The organism is Mesorhizobium sp. B2-8-5 (genome assembly GCF_006440675.2).
In the GTDB taxonomy this organism is placed as follows: Bacteria; Pseudomonadota; Alphaproteobacteria; order Rhizobiales; family Rhizobiaceae; genus Mesorhizobium.
On the sequence record NZ_CP083951.1, the window covers coordinates 473,397 to 488,443 of the forward strand.

The 15,047-nt window shown below is 65.4% G+C and carries 11 protein-coding genes; 3 read left to right on the top strand and 8 right to left on the bottom strand.

Features of this window, described 5'->3' with window-relative positions:
• Nucleotides 1-203 precede the first annotated feature (203 nt).
• Together deoC and FJ430_RS02200 are read right to left on the bottom strand one after the other, a co-directional pair.
• Complete coding sequence (gene deoC, locus FJ430_RS02195; protein WP_140702133.1) at nucleotides 204-1,250, bottom strand: deoxyribose-phosphate aldolase; 1,047 nt, start codon at nucleotides 1,248-1,250, stop codon at nucleotides 204-206.
• A 401-nt stretch (nucleotides 1,251-1,651) separates the two neighbouring features.
• Nucleotides 1,652-2,479 carry a ferredoxin--NADP reductase gene (locus FJ430_RS02200; protein WP_140702131.1) on the bottom strand — a complete coding sequence of 276 codons (828 nt, stop codon included), beginning with the start codon at nucleotides 2,477-2,479 and terminating at the stop codon, nucleotides 1,652-1,654.
• 220 nt (nucleotides 2,480-2,699) lie between these two features.
• On the opposite strand from FJ430_RS02200, the gene FJ430_RS02205 reads away from it, so the two are divergent.
• From FJ430_RS02205 to FJ430_RS02215, 3 genes are all read left to right on the top strand, one after another.
• The gene (locus FJ430_RS02205) at nucleotides 2,700-4,772 is read left to right on the top strand and encodes a hydantoinase/oxoprolinase family protein (RefSeq protein ID WP_140702129.1); all 2,073 of its coding nucleotides are present in this window, start codon (nucleotides 2,700-2,702) and stop codon (nucleotides 4,770-4,772) included.
• A 2-nt stretch (nucleotides 4,773-4,774) separates the two neighbouring features.
• Nucleotides 4,775-6,502 (top strand): hydantoinase B/oxoprolinase family protein, encoded by a 1,728-nt coding sequence (locus tag FJ430_RS02210; protein ID WP_140702127.1) that lies wholly within the window; start codon nucleotides 4,775-4,777, stop codon nucleotides 6,500-6,502.
• 159 nt (nucleotides 6,503-6,661) lie between these two features.
• On the top strand, nucleotides 6,662-7,699 hold the full coding sequence (locus FJ430_RS02215) for a phosphatase PAP2 family protein (protein WP_181175208.1): 1,038 nt from the start codon (nucleotides 6,662-6,664) through the stop codon (nucleotides 7,697-7,699).
• Here the strand turns inward: FJ430_RS02215 and FJ430_RS02220 are convergent.
• The 6 genes from FJ430_RS02220 to FJ430_RS02245 are packed head-to-tail and all read right to left on the bottom strand — an operon-like array spanning nucleotide 7,696 to nucleotide 14,790.
• Nucleotides 7,696-8,157: a MarR family winged helix-turn-helix transcriptional regulator gene (locus tag FJ430_RS02220; protein WP_140646841.1), complete on the bottom strand. Its 462-nt coding sequence runs from the start codon at nucleotides 8,155-8,157 to the stop codon at nucleotides 7,696-7,698. The genes FJ430_RS02215 and FJ430_RS02220 overlap by 4 nt on opposite strands.
• Nucleotides 8,154-8,738, bottom strand: a complete 585-nt coding sequence (locus FJ430_RS02225) for an amino acid synthesis family protein (protein WP_140646770.1) — start codon at nucleotides 8,736-8,738, stop codon at nucleotides 8,154-8,156. The genes FJ430_RS02220 and FJ430_RS02225 overlap by 4 nt, the downstream gene beginning before the upstream one ends.
• Nucleotides 8,731-9,615, bottom strand: a complete 885-nt coding sequence (locus tag FJ430_RS02230; protein ID WP_140702123.1) for a UPF0280 family protein — start codon at nucleotides 9,613-9,615, stop codon at nucleotides 8,731-8,733. The genes FJ430_RS02225 and FJ430_RS02230 overlap by 8 nt, the downstream gene beginning before the upstream one ends.
• Entirely contained in the window at nucleotides 9,615-11,156 is a 1,542-nt protein-coding gene (locus FJ430_RS02235) for a 6-hydroxynicotinate reductase (RefSeq protein ID WP_140702121.1), read from the bottom strand. The genes FJ430_RS02230 and FJ430_RS02235 overlap by 1 nt, the downstream gene beginning before the upstream one ends.
• On the bottom strand, nucleotides 11,153-13,936 hold the full coding sequence (locus FJ430_RS02240) for a molybdopterin-dependent oxidoreductase (RefSeq protein ID WP_140702119.1): 2,784 nt from the start codon (nucleotides 13,934-13,936) through the stop codon (nucleotides 11,153-11,155). Before FJ430_RS02240 ends, FJ430_RS02235 begins: the two co-directional genes overlap by 4 nt.
• Nucleotides 13,933-14,790 carry an FAD binding domain-containing protein gene (locus FJ430_RS02245; protein ID WP_140702117.1) on the bottom strand — a complete coding sequence of 286 codons (858 nt, stop codon included), beginning with the start codon at nucleotides 14,788-14,790 and terminating at the stop codon, nucleotides 13,933-13,935. Before FJ430_RS02245 ends, FJ430_RS02240 begins: the two co-directional genes overlap by 4 nt.
• Nucleotides 14,791-15,047: the final 257 nt, after the last annotated feature.

The following is a 15,047-nucleotide window of genomic DNA, read 5'->3' on the forward strand; positions in this document are numbered from 1 at the left end:
CAGGCGATCCTTCGCGCCCCCCTCTGTCCTGCCGGACATCTCCCCCACAAGGGGGGAGATCAGCCTCCACGCCTGGCGGCTGCCGTCCTGCAACGTCGGTGATTGGCGAAATCATCGATGACAGCCAATCTCCCCACAAGTGGGGGAGATGTCCGGCAGGACAGAGGGGGGCGCGAAGGAACTCGGCGCTCAAGGCCTTCGCCCTACGCCATCGCGTGGCGATGGTTGGCCGAGTAATGTCCGGTCAGATGATGCTCGAGCTGGCGTTCGATGTCGGTGAGCAGGCTGGACGCGCCGAAGCGGAACAGGTCCGGCTCGAGCCACGGCCGGCCGAGCTCTTCCTTCATCAGCACCAGCCAGTCGAGCGACACCTTGGCCGTGGAGATGCCGCCCGCCGGCTTGAAGCCGATCAGGTAGCCGGTCTCCTCGAAATAGGCACGGATGGCGCGCACCATGGCAAGCCCGACGGGGAGCGTGGCGTTGACGCTTTCCTTGCCGGTCGACGTCTTGATGAAGTCCGCCCCCGCCATCATCGCCACCATGGAGGCCAGCATGACGTTGCGCAGCGTGGCGAGGTCGCCGGTGCCGAGAATGACCTTGAGATGCGCATCGCCGCAGGCGGCGCGCATGGCGACGATCTCGTTGAACAGCTCGCGCCATTTGGCGCCGTAGACCAGGCCGCGCGGAATGACGACGTCGATCTCGTCGGCGCCGTCCTTCACCGAGGCTTCGATCTCCTGCAGGCGGGTCGAAAGCGGCGCAAGGCCGTGCGGAAAGGCAGTGGAAACGGCAGCGACATGGATGCCGGTGCCGCGCACGGCGTCAACCGCGGTGGCGACGAAGGGATGGTAGACGCAGACCGCCGCCGGACGGATGGTTTCGCCCGATATGTCCAGACCCTCGACGATATCCTTGCGGAGCGGATTGATCGCCTTGGCGCAGAGCCGGCGCACGCGCTCGTCGGTGTCGTTGGAGTTCAGCGTGGTGAGGTCCATGCAGGCGATGGCCCGCAGCAGCCAGGCCGCCTGGTTGTCGGCTTTGATCGAGCGCCGCTTGGTCAGCGTCGCGACGCGGCGCTCCAGCGCCGAGCGGTTGACGCTGCGCACCGATTCCAGGAAGCCGAGATCGAGCTTCATGCCGGGGTTGCGGGCAATGCCGTGCTCCAGCGGCACGGGCGTGTTGGCGGCAGCGCGCGCCGGCAGCGGCATCACCTTGGACGCGCCAGCGCCTGCTTCGCGGATCGTGCTCATCTCCTGCCCTTTCACTCAGCGACCTCAGCCGAAGATAACCCGCGAAGCGATGCTTCACGAGTCCTTCAGTGGGTCATAGCGGAAAAAGGCGGCTCAGGCAGCAGATTTTTGACCGTATGGTCAAAACATCATGCTGGGTAGGCGCTCCCGGCGTTGGAGATTGGCGGCAACGCCCATCCCTTCGTTATACTCGGGCTTGACCCGAGTATCCATGCCGTGACCTCTGCCGCAGAGTGCAACGGTGCAGAATTCTGTAACCGCCGCAACGCCTTGGCGTAACGGCATGGATTCTAGGGTCTGCGCGCGTCGCTCCGCTCCTTGCTCCGCCCTAGAATGACGAAGCGCGAATGTCGTCGCTAATCTCAGACGTCTCCAACAGAGCTGGCGGACCGCGACGCGCCTCAGCCGACGAAGGCGCGCTCGACGACGAAGCTTGCCGGGTGGCTGAGCGAGCCTTCCTGGAAACCGAGGCTCTCGGCGAGTTCCTTGACGTCCTTCAGCATATGCATCGAGCCGCAGATCATGATGCGGTCGGTCTCGGGATTGAGCTTGTCGATGCCGAGGTCGGAATAGAACTTGCCCGAGCCGATCAGCGCGGTGATGCGGCCCATGCGCGCCGACTCTTCCCGCGTCGTCGAATTGTAGAGCGTGACGCGGCCGCCGGTCAGCTCGCCGATCAGCGGGTCGCTTTCGAGCCCCGCGACCAGTTCCTGGCCGTAGATGAGCTCGGCATTGTCGCGGCAGGTATGGGTGAGGATGACCTCGTCGAACTTCTCATAGGTATCGGGGTCGCGCAGCAGGCTGGCAAAGGGCGCGATGCCGGTGCCGGTCGAGATCATGACGACGCGCTTGGCAGGCGTCAGCGCGTCGAGCACCAGCGTGCCGGTCGACTTCTGGCGCATGATGACGGTGTCGCCGACCTCAATCTTCTGCAGCTCGGAGGTCAGCGGACCGTCAGGCACCTTGATCGAGAAGAATTCAAGCTCGTCGTCCCAGGCGGGGCTTGCAACCGAATAGGCGCGGAAGATCGGCTTCTCGGCATTGGGCAGGCCGATCATGACGAACTCGCCGGAGCGGAAGCGCAGCGACTGCGGCCGGGTGATGCGGAAGGAGAACAACCGGTCGGTATAATGCTTCACCGACACCACGGTCTCGGCATAGACATTGGCCGGGATCGGGAACTGCAGCGGCTTTGCGCAGGCGACGTTCAACGCGGATGTCGTGTTCATTCCAACCCAACTTTCCGGCCCAGACGGAACCTTCTGGGCCAAGCCTTCTCGTGCGCGCCCGAACGGTCAGGTTCCGGCGTGCTCCCTGCACACTGTCAAGCGGCAAGCTCTTGTGTCGATAATTTATTAGTATACAAATGATCTTCAGGTCAAGATGGTGGCGTAAAACGCCTTTCCAAACCGAGGCATATCCGTAGTCCTGGCATTTCGGGTTTCGGCAATGAATGAGAAATTTTCGGCGTCGGCCGGAAGCGTGGTAGCAGGCATCGATGTCGGAGGAACCTTCACCGACCTTCTGTTGATCGACGGCAAGGCAGGCGGCAAGGTCCATATCGCCAAGACCCCGACCACGGTGGAAAATCAGGCCTTCGGCGTGGTCGCAGCCCTTGGCGCCACCGGCTTTCCGATCGACGGCATCGACCTCATCGTGCACGGCACGACGACGACCACCAACGCCGTGCTGGAGCGCCGCCTGGCGCGGACCGGCATGATCACCACGCGCGGCTTTCGCGACGTGATCGAGCTTGGGCGCCGCACAAGGCCGCAGGCCTATGGCATGACGGGCACTTTTGTCCCGGTCATTCCCCGCGACCTGCGGCTCGAAGTGTCGGAACGGGTCGAGGCGTCGGGCGCCGTGCGTGTGCCGCTCGACGAGGCTGAGATGCGCGATGCGGTGAAGACGCTGCTCGACGCCGGCTGCGAATCGCTGGTCATCCATTTCCTGCACTCCTACGCCAACCCGTCGCATGAGCGGCGCGCCGCCGAGATCGCGGCGGAGCTCTGGCCGAACGGCCACATCACCACCGGCCATGCTCTGCTTTCGGAAGCGCGCGAGTTCGAACGCGGCGTCACCGCGGCGGTCAACGCGTCGGTTCAGCCAATCCTCGAACGCTATGTCGAACGGCTGCGCAAGGAGCTGGCGGCAAAGGGCTACGCCCGCGACTTCCTGATCATGAACGGCAATGGCGGCATGATCTCGGCCCGCTTCGTCACGCAGGAATCGGCAAAGACCGTGATGTCCGGCCCGGCGTCGGGCGTGATCGCCGCTGCCTATACCGGAAAACGCGCCGGCTTCGGCAACCTCGTCACCTACGATATGGGCGGCACCTCGACCGATGTGGCGCTGATCCGCAACGCCGAGCCCGCCGTCTCGAACGAAATCGAGATCGAATATGCGATGCCGATCCACGTGCCGATGGTGGCGGTGCACACCGTCGGGGCCGGCGGCGGCTCGATCGCGCGCGTCGATGCGGCCGGGCTGATCCAAATCGGCCCGGAAAGCGCGGGCGCAAACCCCGGCCCGATCTGCTACGGGCGCGGCGGCATCGAGCCGACCATCACAGACGCCAATCTGGTGCTCGGCCGCCTGGCGCCGAAGAAATTGCTCGCAGTCGACAATCCCGTCACCGTCGAGCGCGTCACCGGTATTTTCGAAGACAGGATCGGCAAGCGCACAGGCCTCTCCGGCGTCGAGGCGGCGGGGGCCGTCTTGAGGCTCGGCAACATGAAGATGGCGGGCGCCATCCGCATGGTCTCGGTCTCGCGCGGCCATGACCCGCGCGATTTCGCGCTGTTCGCCTTCGGCGGCGCTGGGCCGCTGCACGCGACGGCGCTCGCCCGCGAGCTCGGCCTGCCGAGAGTGCTCGTGCCGGCGCGCCCGGGCATCACCAACGCGCTCGGCTGCGTCGTGGCCGACCTGCGCCACGACTTCGTCAACACAATCAACATGCCGGTGGCGCTGCTCGACGAAGCAAAGCTTCGCGAGGTGTTGGAACGGCACCGTAACGAAGGCGAGGCGCTGATCGCCAAGGAAGCGGTAAAGCCGCACGCGATCCGCGTCACCCATTCCGCCGACATGCAGTTCGTCGGCCAGACGCACATCATCAACGTGCCGCTGCCCTCCTCGTCGGTTTCACGAAAAACGCTGCAGCTTCTGTTCGAAAAGGCCTATTTCTCCCGTTTCAAGGTCGAGCTGCCGGAGATCCGCGCCAACCTCGTCAACCTCAACACCTCGGTCACCGGCGTGCGGCCGCAGATCGACCTGTCGCGGTTGATCGACCCGGCAGGCCGCGCGGCAACGCTCGAGGAAGCGCGGCGCGAGGTCCGGCCGGTCTGGTACGGCGGGCGCTGGCACGACACGCCGGTCTATGCGCGCGAAAAGCTACCGCTCGACGCCGTGATCGAGGGGCCGGCGATTCTCGAACAGATGGACGCCACGACTGTGCTCGAACCCGGCGACCGGGCGCGCTCGGACGCGGACGGCAACATCATCATCGACATCGGCGAGGCCTGACAATGCCAGCGTTTGGGGCAAAACTCGACACGATCACGCTTTCGGTGCTGCAGGCCGCACTGCAGCAGGTCTGCGACGAGATGGACCTGACCTTTTCCCGCGCGGCCTTCTCGCCGGTCATCGCGGAAGCCAACGACCGCTCGGACGGCATTTATTCGGCGGTCGACGGCTCGCTGATCGCGCAAGGCAGCCAGGGCCTGCCGGTGTTCGTCGGCGTGATGCAGTATTCCACCAAGACCGTGATCGAGATGATCGCCGACGGCCGGTGCCTGGCGCCGGATCCGGGCGACATCTACATCGTCAACGATCCCTATCTCGGCGGCACGCATCTGATGGACGTGCGCTTCGTCATGCCGGTCTATCGCGACGGCAAGATCTTCTGCTGGCTTTCCAACACCGGTCATTGGCCGGATATCGGCGGCTCGGTGCCGGGCGGTTTCTCGGCCTCGGCCACCGCGGTCGAACAGGAAGGCTTGCGGCTGCCGCCGGTGAAACTGTTCAAGAAGGGCGCGCTCGATCCCGAGATCTACGCCATCATCTGCTCGAACATCCGGGTCGCCGACCAACGCATCGGCGACATCCGCGCGCAGGCCGCCGCATTGCTGATCGGCCAGGACAGGCTCAATGAAATCCTGGATCGTTACGGTGACGAAACCGTCGTCGAGGCGATCGCGGAACTGCGCCGCCGCGCCGCCGAACAGATGCGCGCCTCGATCGCCGTCATCCCGGACGGCGTCTACCGCTCGCAGGCCTTCGTCGATTCCGACGGGGTGGTGAACGAGCCGCTGACCATCGATCTCGCCGTCGAGAAGCAGGGCGACACGCTGATCTTCGACTTTGCCGGCTCCTCAAAACCCTGCGCGGGGCCGATGAACAGCGTTCTGGCGACGACCTTGTCGTCCGTCTACCTCGCCATGCGCCATATCTTCCCGGAAGTGCCGATCAGCGCCGGCGCCTTCGAGCCGCTCATCGTCAAGCGACCGGAAGGCACGTTCCTCGACGCAAAATATCCGCGGCCCGTATCAGGCTGCGCGGCGGAAGTGTCGCAACGCATCGCCGAAGCGGTGTTCGCGGCCATGGTACAGGCGCTGCCGGAAAAGGTGACGGCGGCGCCCGCCGGCTCCAGCGGCAATTTCGCGCTCGGCGGCAATGATCCGGCGCGCGGCCGCGACTATGTCATGTACCAGATCTCCGGCGGCGGCTATGGCGGCAATGCCGGCCATGACGGACTGAGCAATGGCTGCTCGACCATCGGCATCTCGAAGTCGCCGCCGGTCGAGATCATGGAGCAGGCTTTTCCGGTGCTCTACCGCCACTACGCGCTGCGTGAAGGCTCCGGCGGCGCGGGCAAGCATCGCGGCGGCTTCGGGCTCGCTTATGAAGTCGAGATCCTACGCGGTGAAGCCCGCGCGTCCTTCGTCATGGACCATGGCCGCTTCGGGCCGCAGGGCGCTCTCGGCGGCAAGGATGGCGCGCCAAACAGCGTGACTGTGTTCCGGAACGGCGAAGCGCATGTGCCACCGCATCTTTCCAAGGAGCAGGACATCGCGCTCAAGGCCGGCGACCGCGTGCGTGTGGGCACGCCGGGCGGCGGCGGCTATGGCGATCCGCGCGAGCGCGACCCGAAGCAGGTCGCCGAGGATGTCAGGCTTGGTTACTATACGGCCGAGCAGGCTAGGGAGATGTTCGACGCCCTTACTCCCTCCTCGCCAGCTGCCTTTCAAGTATAGTGTACGCATATTACATATTGCTAATGTTATTTAGCTTTGACATTTCAAACACCAAGCAAACGGATAAGGATATATTAATCAGACAACTATAGATAGAACTCTGATAGCGTTTCGGGGGCGCATATGGGGCTATCCAGTGATTTACTTGCGGACGGACATTTGCGCGACCACGCCAGATTGCGGCATGGTCGGCTCGCGCGTTACCCTGAATTAGGCAATGTTCCGCAAAAGCTGTTTGGGCTCTGCCTGGTCTATATTACGGTGGCGGCGCTGATCTGGCCGTCGGCATATTACACGATGGCACAGATGTATTTGCCGCGGCTTTTCGTTCTTGGACCGCTCGGCTTTCTGGCCGTGGCAATCCCGGTGGCGATGGCCTTATCGCCGAAGGCTCCGCTCACATTCATCGCAATGTCGATCCGTGCCAATGGGTTGCGGGCGGCGATTATCGTGATCATGTTCATCCTGACGCTCTCCGCGTTCACGACCTACAAGGTGAACATACCCGACATAGTCCCCTTCTACTGTGACGAAGCCCTGGCCGATTTCGGCGAGCTGCTGCACGGCCAGGCGCCATGGCGCATCGTTCACGCATTCGATTCCGACCTTCTGGCGATGGTCGTGTCGGTGACCTATGCCAAGCTCTGGTTTCTCGAATGGTTCGGGTTGGTGTTTTTTGCAGCGCTGCTCGCCAACCAGCCGGTGCATCTGCGATATCTCACCGCGATGGCCCTTGTGCTTGTAGTGGTCGGAACGCTCATGGCGACGCTGTTTTCCTCCGTCGGCCCGGTCTTTTACGATGAGTTGGTGGGTGGCGATCGCTATGCGGAGCTTCTGGAAGTGTTGAAGCAGCGGCCCGGCAACGAGCACGTGCTGTCTTATTCCAGCTACCTTCTTGCCACGTACAGGACCGACATGCTGGCGCTTGGTTCCGGGATTTCCGCCATGCCCAGCATGCATGTGGCGATCGCCACGCTGAACGCGTTCTACCTTGGGCGGCTCAATCGCTGGCTCGGCATTGTGGGCTGGGCATTCGCGATCGTCATCCTGTTCGGTTCGGTGTATTCGGGCTGGCACTATGCTGTCGACGGCTACGTCTCGATGCTGGTCGTGGCCTTGATCTGGCGGCGCACCGCAAGCATCAGCGACGGCAAGCCGGATCCTTCCCGCCTGATGCAGGTCGCGCAAACGCTTTAAGCCAGCTTCGCCAGCAGCCGCAGAAAGGTTGCGGTCTCCTTGGCCGTCAGCGGCGCCAGCGTTTCCTCTGTAATCGTGCGGGCAAGCGGGATCAGACGCTCGATCGCCTCGCGGCCTTGCGGCGTCAGATTGACCAGCAGCCGCCTTTTGTCGACCTCGTGCTTGGAAACCTCGACCAGTCCCCGTGCCTTCAGCCGGTCGATGACGCCTTTCACGGTGGCGGCGTCCATGGCGATCAGCGTTCCCAACTGGTTCTGCGAGGTTTCGCCGATATCGTAGAGCTTGGCGAGCGCCGCGAACTGCGGCGGCGTCAGGTCGCCGATATGCGAGGCGAAGAGCGCGACGTGGCGCTGATGCGCCTTGCGCAGGATGAATCCGACCTGGTCCTGCAGATGGTAGTTGTTCTCGTCGCCGTCTTCGGCCTCGACCAGCCGCAGCAGATTGTCCTCGCCGCTCATCTCAAACCGTCCCATGCCTTGATGTCCTGCGCCGCCAGGCCACCCATGCGGTTGTGGACGCGCGGGCCGCAGGTCATGGCGAGGCAGAACAGGATCTCGTCGGGACGCGGGCCGTCGCTGATGCCGACTTCCATGGCATCGAAATGGCTGCGCACGTAGGCGGCGTTGATATGGCCGAGCGGCACGTCGAGCCGCGAGCCGAAGGCGCCGACCTTCTTGGCCGAAGGCACGATGGCCTTGGCGTCGCCCAATCGCTCGCGCATGGCGTAGCCGCCGGGCACGTGCCACAGCGCACCGTGCTCCAATTCGCCGGCGGAGCCGACGATGGCGCCCTTTCCGTAGCCGTCGATCTTCTTCACGTCGCCGCCGAGCGCCGCGATCAGCCTGTCGGAGAGCAGAAGCCCGAGCGGCTTCAGGTCTTCCATCGCGCCTTGCAGGTCCTCGACATAGCGGCCGGCGAAGGGGTTCTTGACCACGGCGAGAGCCGCCGCGCGAAGGCGGGGCTCTTTCGCCACCGGGCCGCCATCGTGAAAAATCTCCTCGGTCAGAACCGCGACCTTGCGGATCGGAAAGTCAGGCATGGGCAGTTTCCTTCGCTTTATGTTTGTTGGGCGCGGCGAGCGCCACCGAACCACTGATGCGGGCCTCGCCCGCCAAAAACAGCGCCGATGCGGCGATCAGGCCGCGCCGGCGAAAATCTTCGGCGACGGCAAGGCCTTTGTCCAGCGCGCGCGCAACCTCGGTGGGCGCGAGCGCGCCGACGCTTTGCGTCACCAGCATCTCGCCGAGATCGCTGTCCGGCGCCAGGTCGCGCGCCGCGGCGCGGACGATGGCTGGGTGACCGGGAAGATCGACGGCGTTGGCAATCAACGTCGCCGCCGCGTCGGCCTCGGCGCCGGTCGGGGCGAGAACGGTAACGGCGTCGGCGATCCCAAATGAAAACGACCGGCCGCGCCAGCCGCTGGTGGCAACGCCGCGCACGCCGTCCTCGGTGCGAATGGTGACGCGATCGGCCATGCCACTCCCGGTGCCGGCGATGGCCACCGTCATCGACTGGCTTCTGCCGAGATGGAGGGCGCAATCGCCGCCATTGTTGACGTAAGCGCGGTCGAGCCGGCGGCCGGCGAGCATTGAGCCAAGAATTTCGTCGGCTACCGAACCGGCAACGGCGGCCATCGGGGTGATGAAGCATTCCGCCAATGACGTGACGGCTGCTTCCATGCGGCGCGCCGTAGGGCCGGCAAAACTGCGGGGCGCCAGGAAGAATGCAGGAAGCCGCAATTCGGGCAGCTCTTCGACCACCTCGATCAGGATCGTCTGAAAGCGGGCGACTGCCTGTTCGTAGGCGGCGCGGCGTTCATCCGCTTCGCCAAAGGCCTCGACGATCAGGTCGATCGGCCCATGGTTGAGATGGAGCCGACGGCCGTCGGCAAGCCAATGCGCCTGTGGGCCGTTCATCAGCCGGCGCCATTCGCCGCTGAACGCCGCAGTTGCGCCAGCGGCGGCCATGGATTGCCGGCCGGCGCGCCGGTGTTGCTGCGCGAGTTGAGGTATTCGCCGCCCTTGGCGAGGATGTCCTCGACGCTGCGGATCTCGTTTTCGTAGCCGCCGAGCCTGACATAGTCGTCGCGGCGCATGGTGAACTCGATCGGCGCCACCAGCGCCGGCGTCGGCACATAGCCGAAGGTGCCTTCCGGCACGCGGGTGACGTCGACCATCAGCGTGATGCCGCCGCCCGGCCAGACATAGACGGGCGCGCCCCCGACGGTCACATAGGTCTTCAGGCCCTGCACCGAGCGGGTCAGGTTGACCGGGTTCTCGGTGACGCCGGCGCGTAGCGAGCCGCCGGCGCCGCCGATGAAGAGAACCGTGCACAAAGCCGGTTCGCAATTGTCCTCGATCAGGCCGACCGATTTCTGAAGCCGGTCCGGGAACGGCTTTTCGACCGGCTTCAGTTCGTCGTCGAGCTCGTAATAGGCGAATTGCTCGCCGGTGGTCGACACCATCAGCAGCGACAGGCCCGGACGCGCGCCTTTCTTGGCATTCCAGTCGCCAAGGATCGACAGCGGGTCTGAAATCGTGGTGCCGCCCCAGCCGAGCCCGGGCTCGGACACCTTGAAGTAGCGGCCGGGCGTCGAGCGGCGGCCGATGATCTTGATGCCGGTGTCCTCCCAGCCCAGCACCTTGCCGGCCTGATGCTCGGAGACGACGCCGGTGATGTGGTCGTCGACCACCACCACCTCGTCGACCAGCCCGCGCCATTGCGTGGCGAACATGCCGATGGTGGCCGAGCCGCAGCCGACGCGCATGCGATGCTCGACCTTGCCGTCGATGACCGGCGGTTTGCCGGCTTCGACGATCACGGTCGCGCCGCCGTCAATGCTGAGCTCGACCGGTTTCCTGTTGCAGAGGTTGAGCAGCGCATCGCAAGTGGCGCGGCCTTCGGCCTTGGAGCCGCCGGTAAGGTGATGGACGCCGCCAAGCGACAGCATCTGCGAGCCGTATTCGCCGGTCGTGACATGGCCTATCGCCTCGCCTTCCGAGCGCACGATCGCCGTCTCGTCGCCGATGTGGCGGTCGGTGTCGATCTTCACCTTGACGCCGCAATAGGAGAAGATGCCCTCGGTGACGACGGTGACGAGATCGACGCCCTCGACCTCCTGGCTGACGATGAAGGGGGCCGGCTTGTAATCGGGATAGGTGGTGCCGGCGCCGATGGCAGTCACGAAGCGACGGCCGGTGTTGACCAGCTCGCCGTTCCAGGCCCCGCCCTCGGCGACGAACGGCACGACCGCGCCGCCGGTTTCGGCCGCGTGGTCGAGAATGGTCAGCGGGTCCATGCGCACGATGCGGCCGCCGACATTGCCGTAGCGGTCGCAGGCGCCGGTGCGGCCGTCGGCGATGTAGCACATGACCGGACAGGCATCGCAGCGGATCTTCTCCGCCACCTGCTTCTCGCCGGGATCGTGGGTTTCGAAACGTTCGGCAAGCTCGCTCATCGGCGCGCCTCCTTCTCGCGGATCGCCGCAAGGATGCGGCTCGGCGTCGCCGGCACCTTGGTGACCAGGACGCCGGTGGCATGGCGGATGGCGTTGAGGATCGACGGCGCGGTCGGGATCAGCACATGCTCGCCAAGGCCCTTGGCGCCGAAGGGTCCCTCCGGATCCGGAACCTCGACCAATATGTGCTCGACCGGCGGCACGTCGCCGATGGTAGGGATGAGGTAGTCGTGCAGGTTCTCGGTGCGTCCGGGGATGTATTCCTCCATCAGCGCCATGCCGATGCCCTGCGCGATGCCGCCCTCGATCTGGCCTTCGACCAGCACCGGGTTGATCGCCTTGCCGACGTCATGCGCGGCGGTGATCCTGATCAGCTTCACCGTGCCGAGCTTGAGGTCGACCTCGAGCTCGGCGATCTGCGCGCCATAGCCATAGACGGCATAGGGCTTGCCTTGGCCCTTGGCGTCGAGCGGCAGCGTCGGCGGGTCGTAGGTTTCCTCGGCGACGAACACCAGGCCGTCGGCATCGGCCTTGAGTGCTGCTAGATCGATGCGCCGCGCGGCATCGCCTTCGCGGATGGAGATGCTGGCATCGTCGAGCGCGATCGTCGCCTGGCCGGAGACATTGGCGAAGCGCAGGATTTTCTCGCGCAATGCGCGGCCTGCCTTCTCCGCCGCCTTGCCGGTGACAAAAGTCTGGCGCGAGGCCGATGTCTTGCCGGCGTCGGGCGTGATAGCGGTATCGGCGCTCTTCAGCTTGAACCTGCCCAGCGGCAGGCCGAGCGCGTCGGCGCAGATCTGCGTGATGACCGTGTTGGAGCCCTGGCCGATATCGACCGCGCCCTGATGCAGGACGACGTCGCCGGAGGCCGAGATGCCGACCTTGATGGTCGAGGGATTGGGCAGCGAAGTGTTGCCGCAGCCGTACCAGCAGGAGGCGACGCCGACGCCGCGCTTGCTTGCGCTATGGATCGCATTGAACGCCTCCGCGTCCGCCAGCGCGCGCGCCCAATGCGGCTGAAGCTGCTCCAGGCATTCGCCGATGCCGACGCCCGACTCGAGGCGCTGGCCGGTGACCGTCTCGCAGCCGTCACGCAGGCAATTCCTTAGCCGGAAGTCCAGCCGATCGATGCCCAGCTTGCCGGCAAGCTCGTCATAGAGCGTCTCCTGCATGATCGTCGACTGGGGAACGCCAAAGCCGCGGAAGGCCCCCGCGATCGGGCCGTTGGTGTGGATGGCATAGCCGGCCGCCCGGTAGTTCGGCGTGAGATAGGGGCCGGAGGCATGCACCGGCACGCGGTTGGCGACCGTCGGCCCCCAGCTGGCATAGGCGCCGGTGTTGAAATCGCCCTCGAAGACCATGCCGGTGACGCGGCCTTCGGCATCGGCGCCGATGGTCGCCTTCATCTCGGCCGGATGACGCTTGGTGGTCGACATCATCGATTCGTTGCGCGTGTAGGCAAGTGCGGCCGGCCGTCCCGTCTTCATCGCCACAAGGCCGATGAGAGGCTGCAGCGAGACATCGAGTTTCGAGCCGAAGCCGCCGCCTGTAGCGGTCGGCACGATGCGCACCTTGTCGACGGCTAGGCCCAGCACCTTGGCCGTCTCGTCGCGGTCCATATAGGGCGCCTGGGTACAAGCAACGACGACCAGCGTGTCGCCGTCCACATAAGCATAGCCGGCTTCCGGCTCGATATAGGCGTGCTCGACAAAAGAGGTCTCGATGGCGCCCGACACGGTGGCAGCGGAAGCTGCCAGCGCTCCCTCAGGATCGCCGCGTTCGACCAGGCCGGAGGTGAGCAGGTTCGCCGGCCGGTGGCCGTGGATCAGCGCGGCACCCTCGGCCTTCGCCTCGGCGGGCTGCAGCATATGCGGCAGTTCCGTCCATCCGATCGGAAAATCCGTCAGGTCGAGATCGAGGATCGCCTCGCGCTCGCCCGCCACCAGCGCCACCGCCTCGCCGCGCAGACGGACAAAACCCTCGGCCAACGCGGGCTGGTCGGCGAAGGGACCGATGGCGCCGAAGCAGTTGTGGCCCGGGATGTCGGCCGCCGTGAAGACGCCGGCAATGCCGGGATGCGCTTTCGTCCAGGCATCGAGATCGCCGAAGCTGAAGCGGGCATGATAGTGCGGCGAGCGCACCACAAGCACCGACAATGCGTCGGCCGGAAAGGAGTCTCCACCGAACATCTCGTCGCCCGTGACTTTCGGCACGCCGTCGAGGCGGATGGGAGAGGCGCCGACGGCGTGGCCCACTTCCGGGAGGCGAAGATCGATCCCGTTCATATGCCGCGAGGCGCCCATCACCGCCGCGACGATCTTCCTGTAGCCGGTGCAGCGGCAGAGCACGCCGCCCAGCGCATCCTGCGTCTCGGTCTCGCTTGGCGTGGGGTTGCGTTCCAAAAGCGCGGTGGCCGCGACCATCAGGCCGGGCGTGCAAATGCCGCATTGCGCGGCGCCGTGTTCGAGGAACGAGGCCTGCAAGGCGGACAGCCGGCCATTGGCAAGGCCTTCGACGGTGGTGACGGAAGCACCGACCACGGAGGCCGCCGGCATCAGGCAGGCGCAAACCGGATTGCCGTCGACCAGCACGGTGCAGGCGCCGCAATCGCCGGCATCGCAGCCGACCTTGGTGCCGGTCAGCCGCAACTCGTCGCGCAAGACCTGCGACAGCCGCCTGACCGGCGGCACGGATACGCTGACAGCCGCGCCGTTGACCTCGAAGGCAATCTCGGCGCGTTCCATGCCGGACTGGGCCATGCCGGGCTGGATCATGCTCATGCGGCCACCTTGCCTTCACCGGAACCGATCGCGGCATGCACCGCGCGGACGACGATCTCGCGCGCCGCGTCCTGCCGATACTCGGCGCTGCCGCGCACATCGGCGATCGGCGACAGTTCATCGATCGGCGCGGACAGCACCGTGTCCGCAAGGGCAGAAGTGACAGGCTGCCCGCGCAACGCCGCCTCGACGCCGGCGAGACGACGGGCAACGGCCGAGCAGGAGCCGACGGCGATCGCCGCATCGGCGACGACGCCATTCTCGACCACGAGCCGGGCTGCCGCCATGGCGATCGAGATGACGAGGTAGCGCCGGGCGCCGAGCTTGACGAAAGCCGAGGCGCCGACGGCGGAGCGCTTCGGCACGCGAATGGCGGTGACCATCTCGCCCGGCTGCAGGGCGGTGCGGCGATTGCCGAGGATGAATTCACCGAGCGGAAGATGGCGGACGGCTGTGGCCGAGCGCAGTTCGACGTCGGCTTCGAGCGCCAGCAATGCCGGCACGCCGTCGGCCGCAGGCGACGCGTTGCAGAGATTGCCGGCCACCGAGGCGACATTCTGGATCTGGACGGAACCGACTTCGCGCGCTGCGGCCTTCAGCGCGTCGAACGCCGTCGGCAGCGGATGGCGGACAACGTCCGTCCAGGTGGTGCGGGCGCCGATCCGCCAATGATCGTCGGCCTCGGCGATGCCGCGCAGTTGGGCGAGACCATTGATGTCGAGGATGTTGTCGCGGAAGGGTTTGGCGCCCTGCGTCGGATAGAAATCGGTGCCGCCGGCCAGAATGCGCCAGCGATCCTCGCCAAGCAAAGCGAGCGCCTCGTCGACCATGGTGGGTTTCGCGTAACGGATCACGCTCTGCCTTCCAGACAATTGGGCCTTCCCGAAAAGGGGCCTTCCCCTGGCCCTCCGAAGTGCCTGCTTCGGGTCTTCCCGCCGGCATGCGTACCGGTCAAATTTCATTCGTATGCAAATGATATCAGGCCGGCGGCAATTGTCAAAGCCAGAGTTGGCGCCGCGAACACCTGAACGCGATTGTTATGGCGCCGGAGGTTGACGCCGCCGGCCATCTGGTCAAGGTTCCGTGTCCGGTCGCGTCAGCGGCTTTTGGA

Coding starts and splice junctions, on each gene's coding strand:
- deoC (WP_140702133.1), bottom strand. CDS start 1,250: ATGAGCACGATCCGCGAAGCAGGCGCTGGCGCGTCCAAGGTGATGCCG.
- FJ430_RS02200 (WP_140702131.1), bottom strand. CDS start 2,479: ATGAACACGACATCCGCGTTGAACGTCGCCTGCGCAAAGCCGCTGCAG.
- FJ430_RS02205 (WP_140702129.1), top strand. CDS start 2,700: ATGAATGAGAAATTTTCGGCGTCGGCCGGAAGCGTGGTAGCAGGCATC.
- FJ430_RS02210 (WP_140702127.1), top strand. CDS start 4,775: ATGCCAGCGTTTGGGGCAAAACTCGACACGATCACGCTTTCGGTGCTG.
- FJ430_RS02220 (WP_140646841.1), bottom strand. CDS start 8,157: ATGAGCGGCGAGGACAATCTGCTGCGGCTGGTCGAGGCCGAAGACGGC.
- FJ430_RS02225 (WP_140646770.1), bottom strand. CDS start 8,738: ATGCCTGACTTTCCGATCCGCAAGGTCGCGGTTCTGACCGAGGAGATT.
- FJ430_RS02230 (WP_140702123.1), bottom strand. CDS start 9,615: ATGAACGGCCCACAGGCGCATTGGCTTGCCGACGGCCGTCGGCTCCAT.
- FJ430_RS02235 (WP_140702121.1), bottom strand. CDS start 11,156: ATGAGCGAGCTTGCCGAACGTTTCGAAACCCACGATCCCGGCGAGAAG.
- FJ430_RS02240 (WP_140702119.1), bottom strand. CDS start 13,936: ATGAGCATGATCCAGCCCGGCATGGCCCAGTCCGGCATGGAACGCGCC.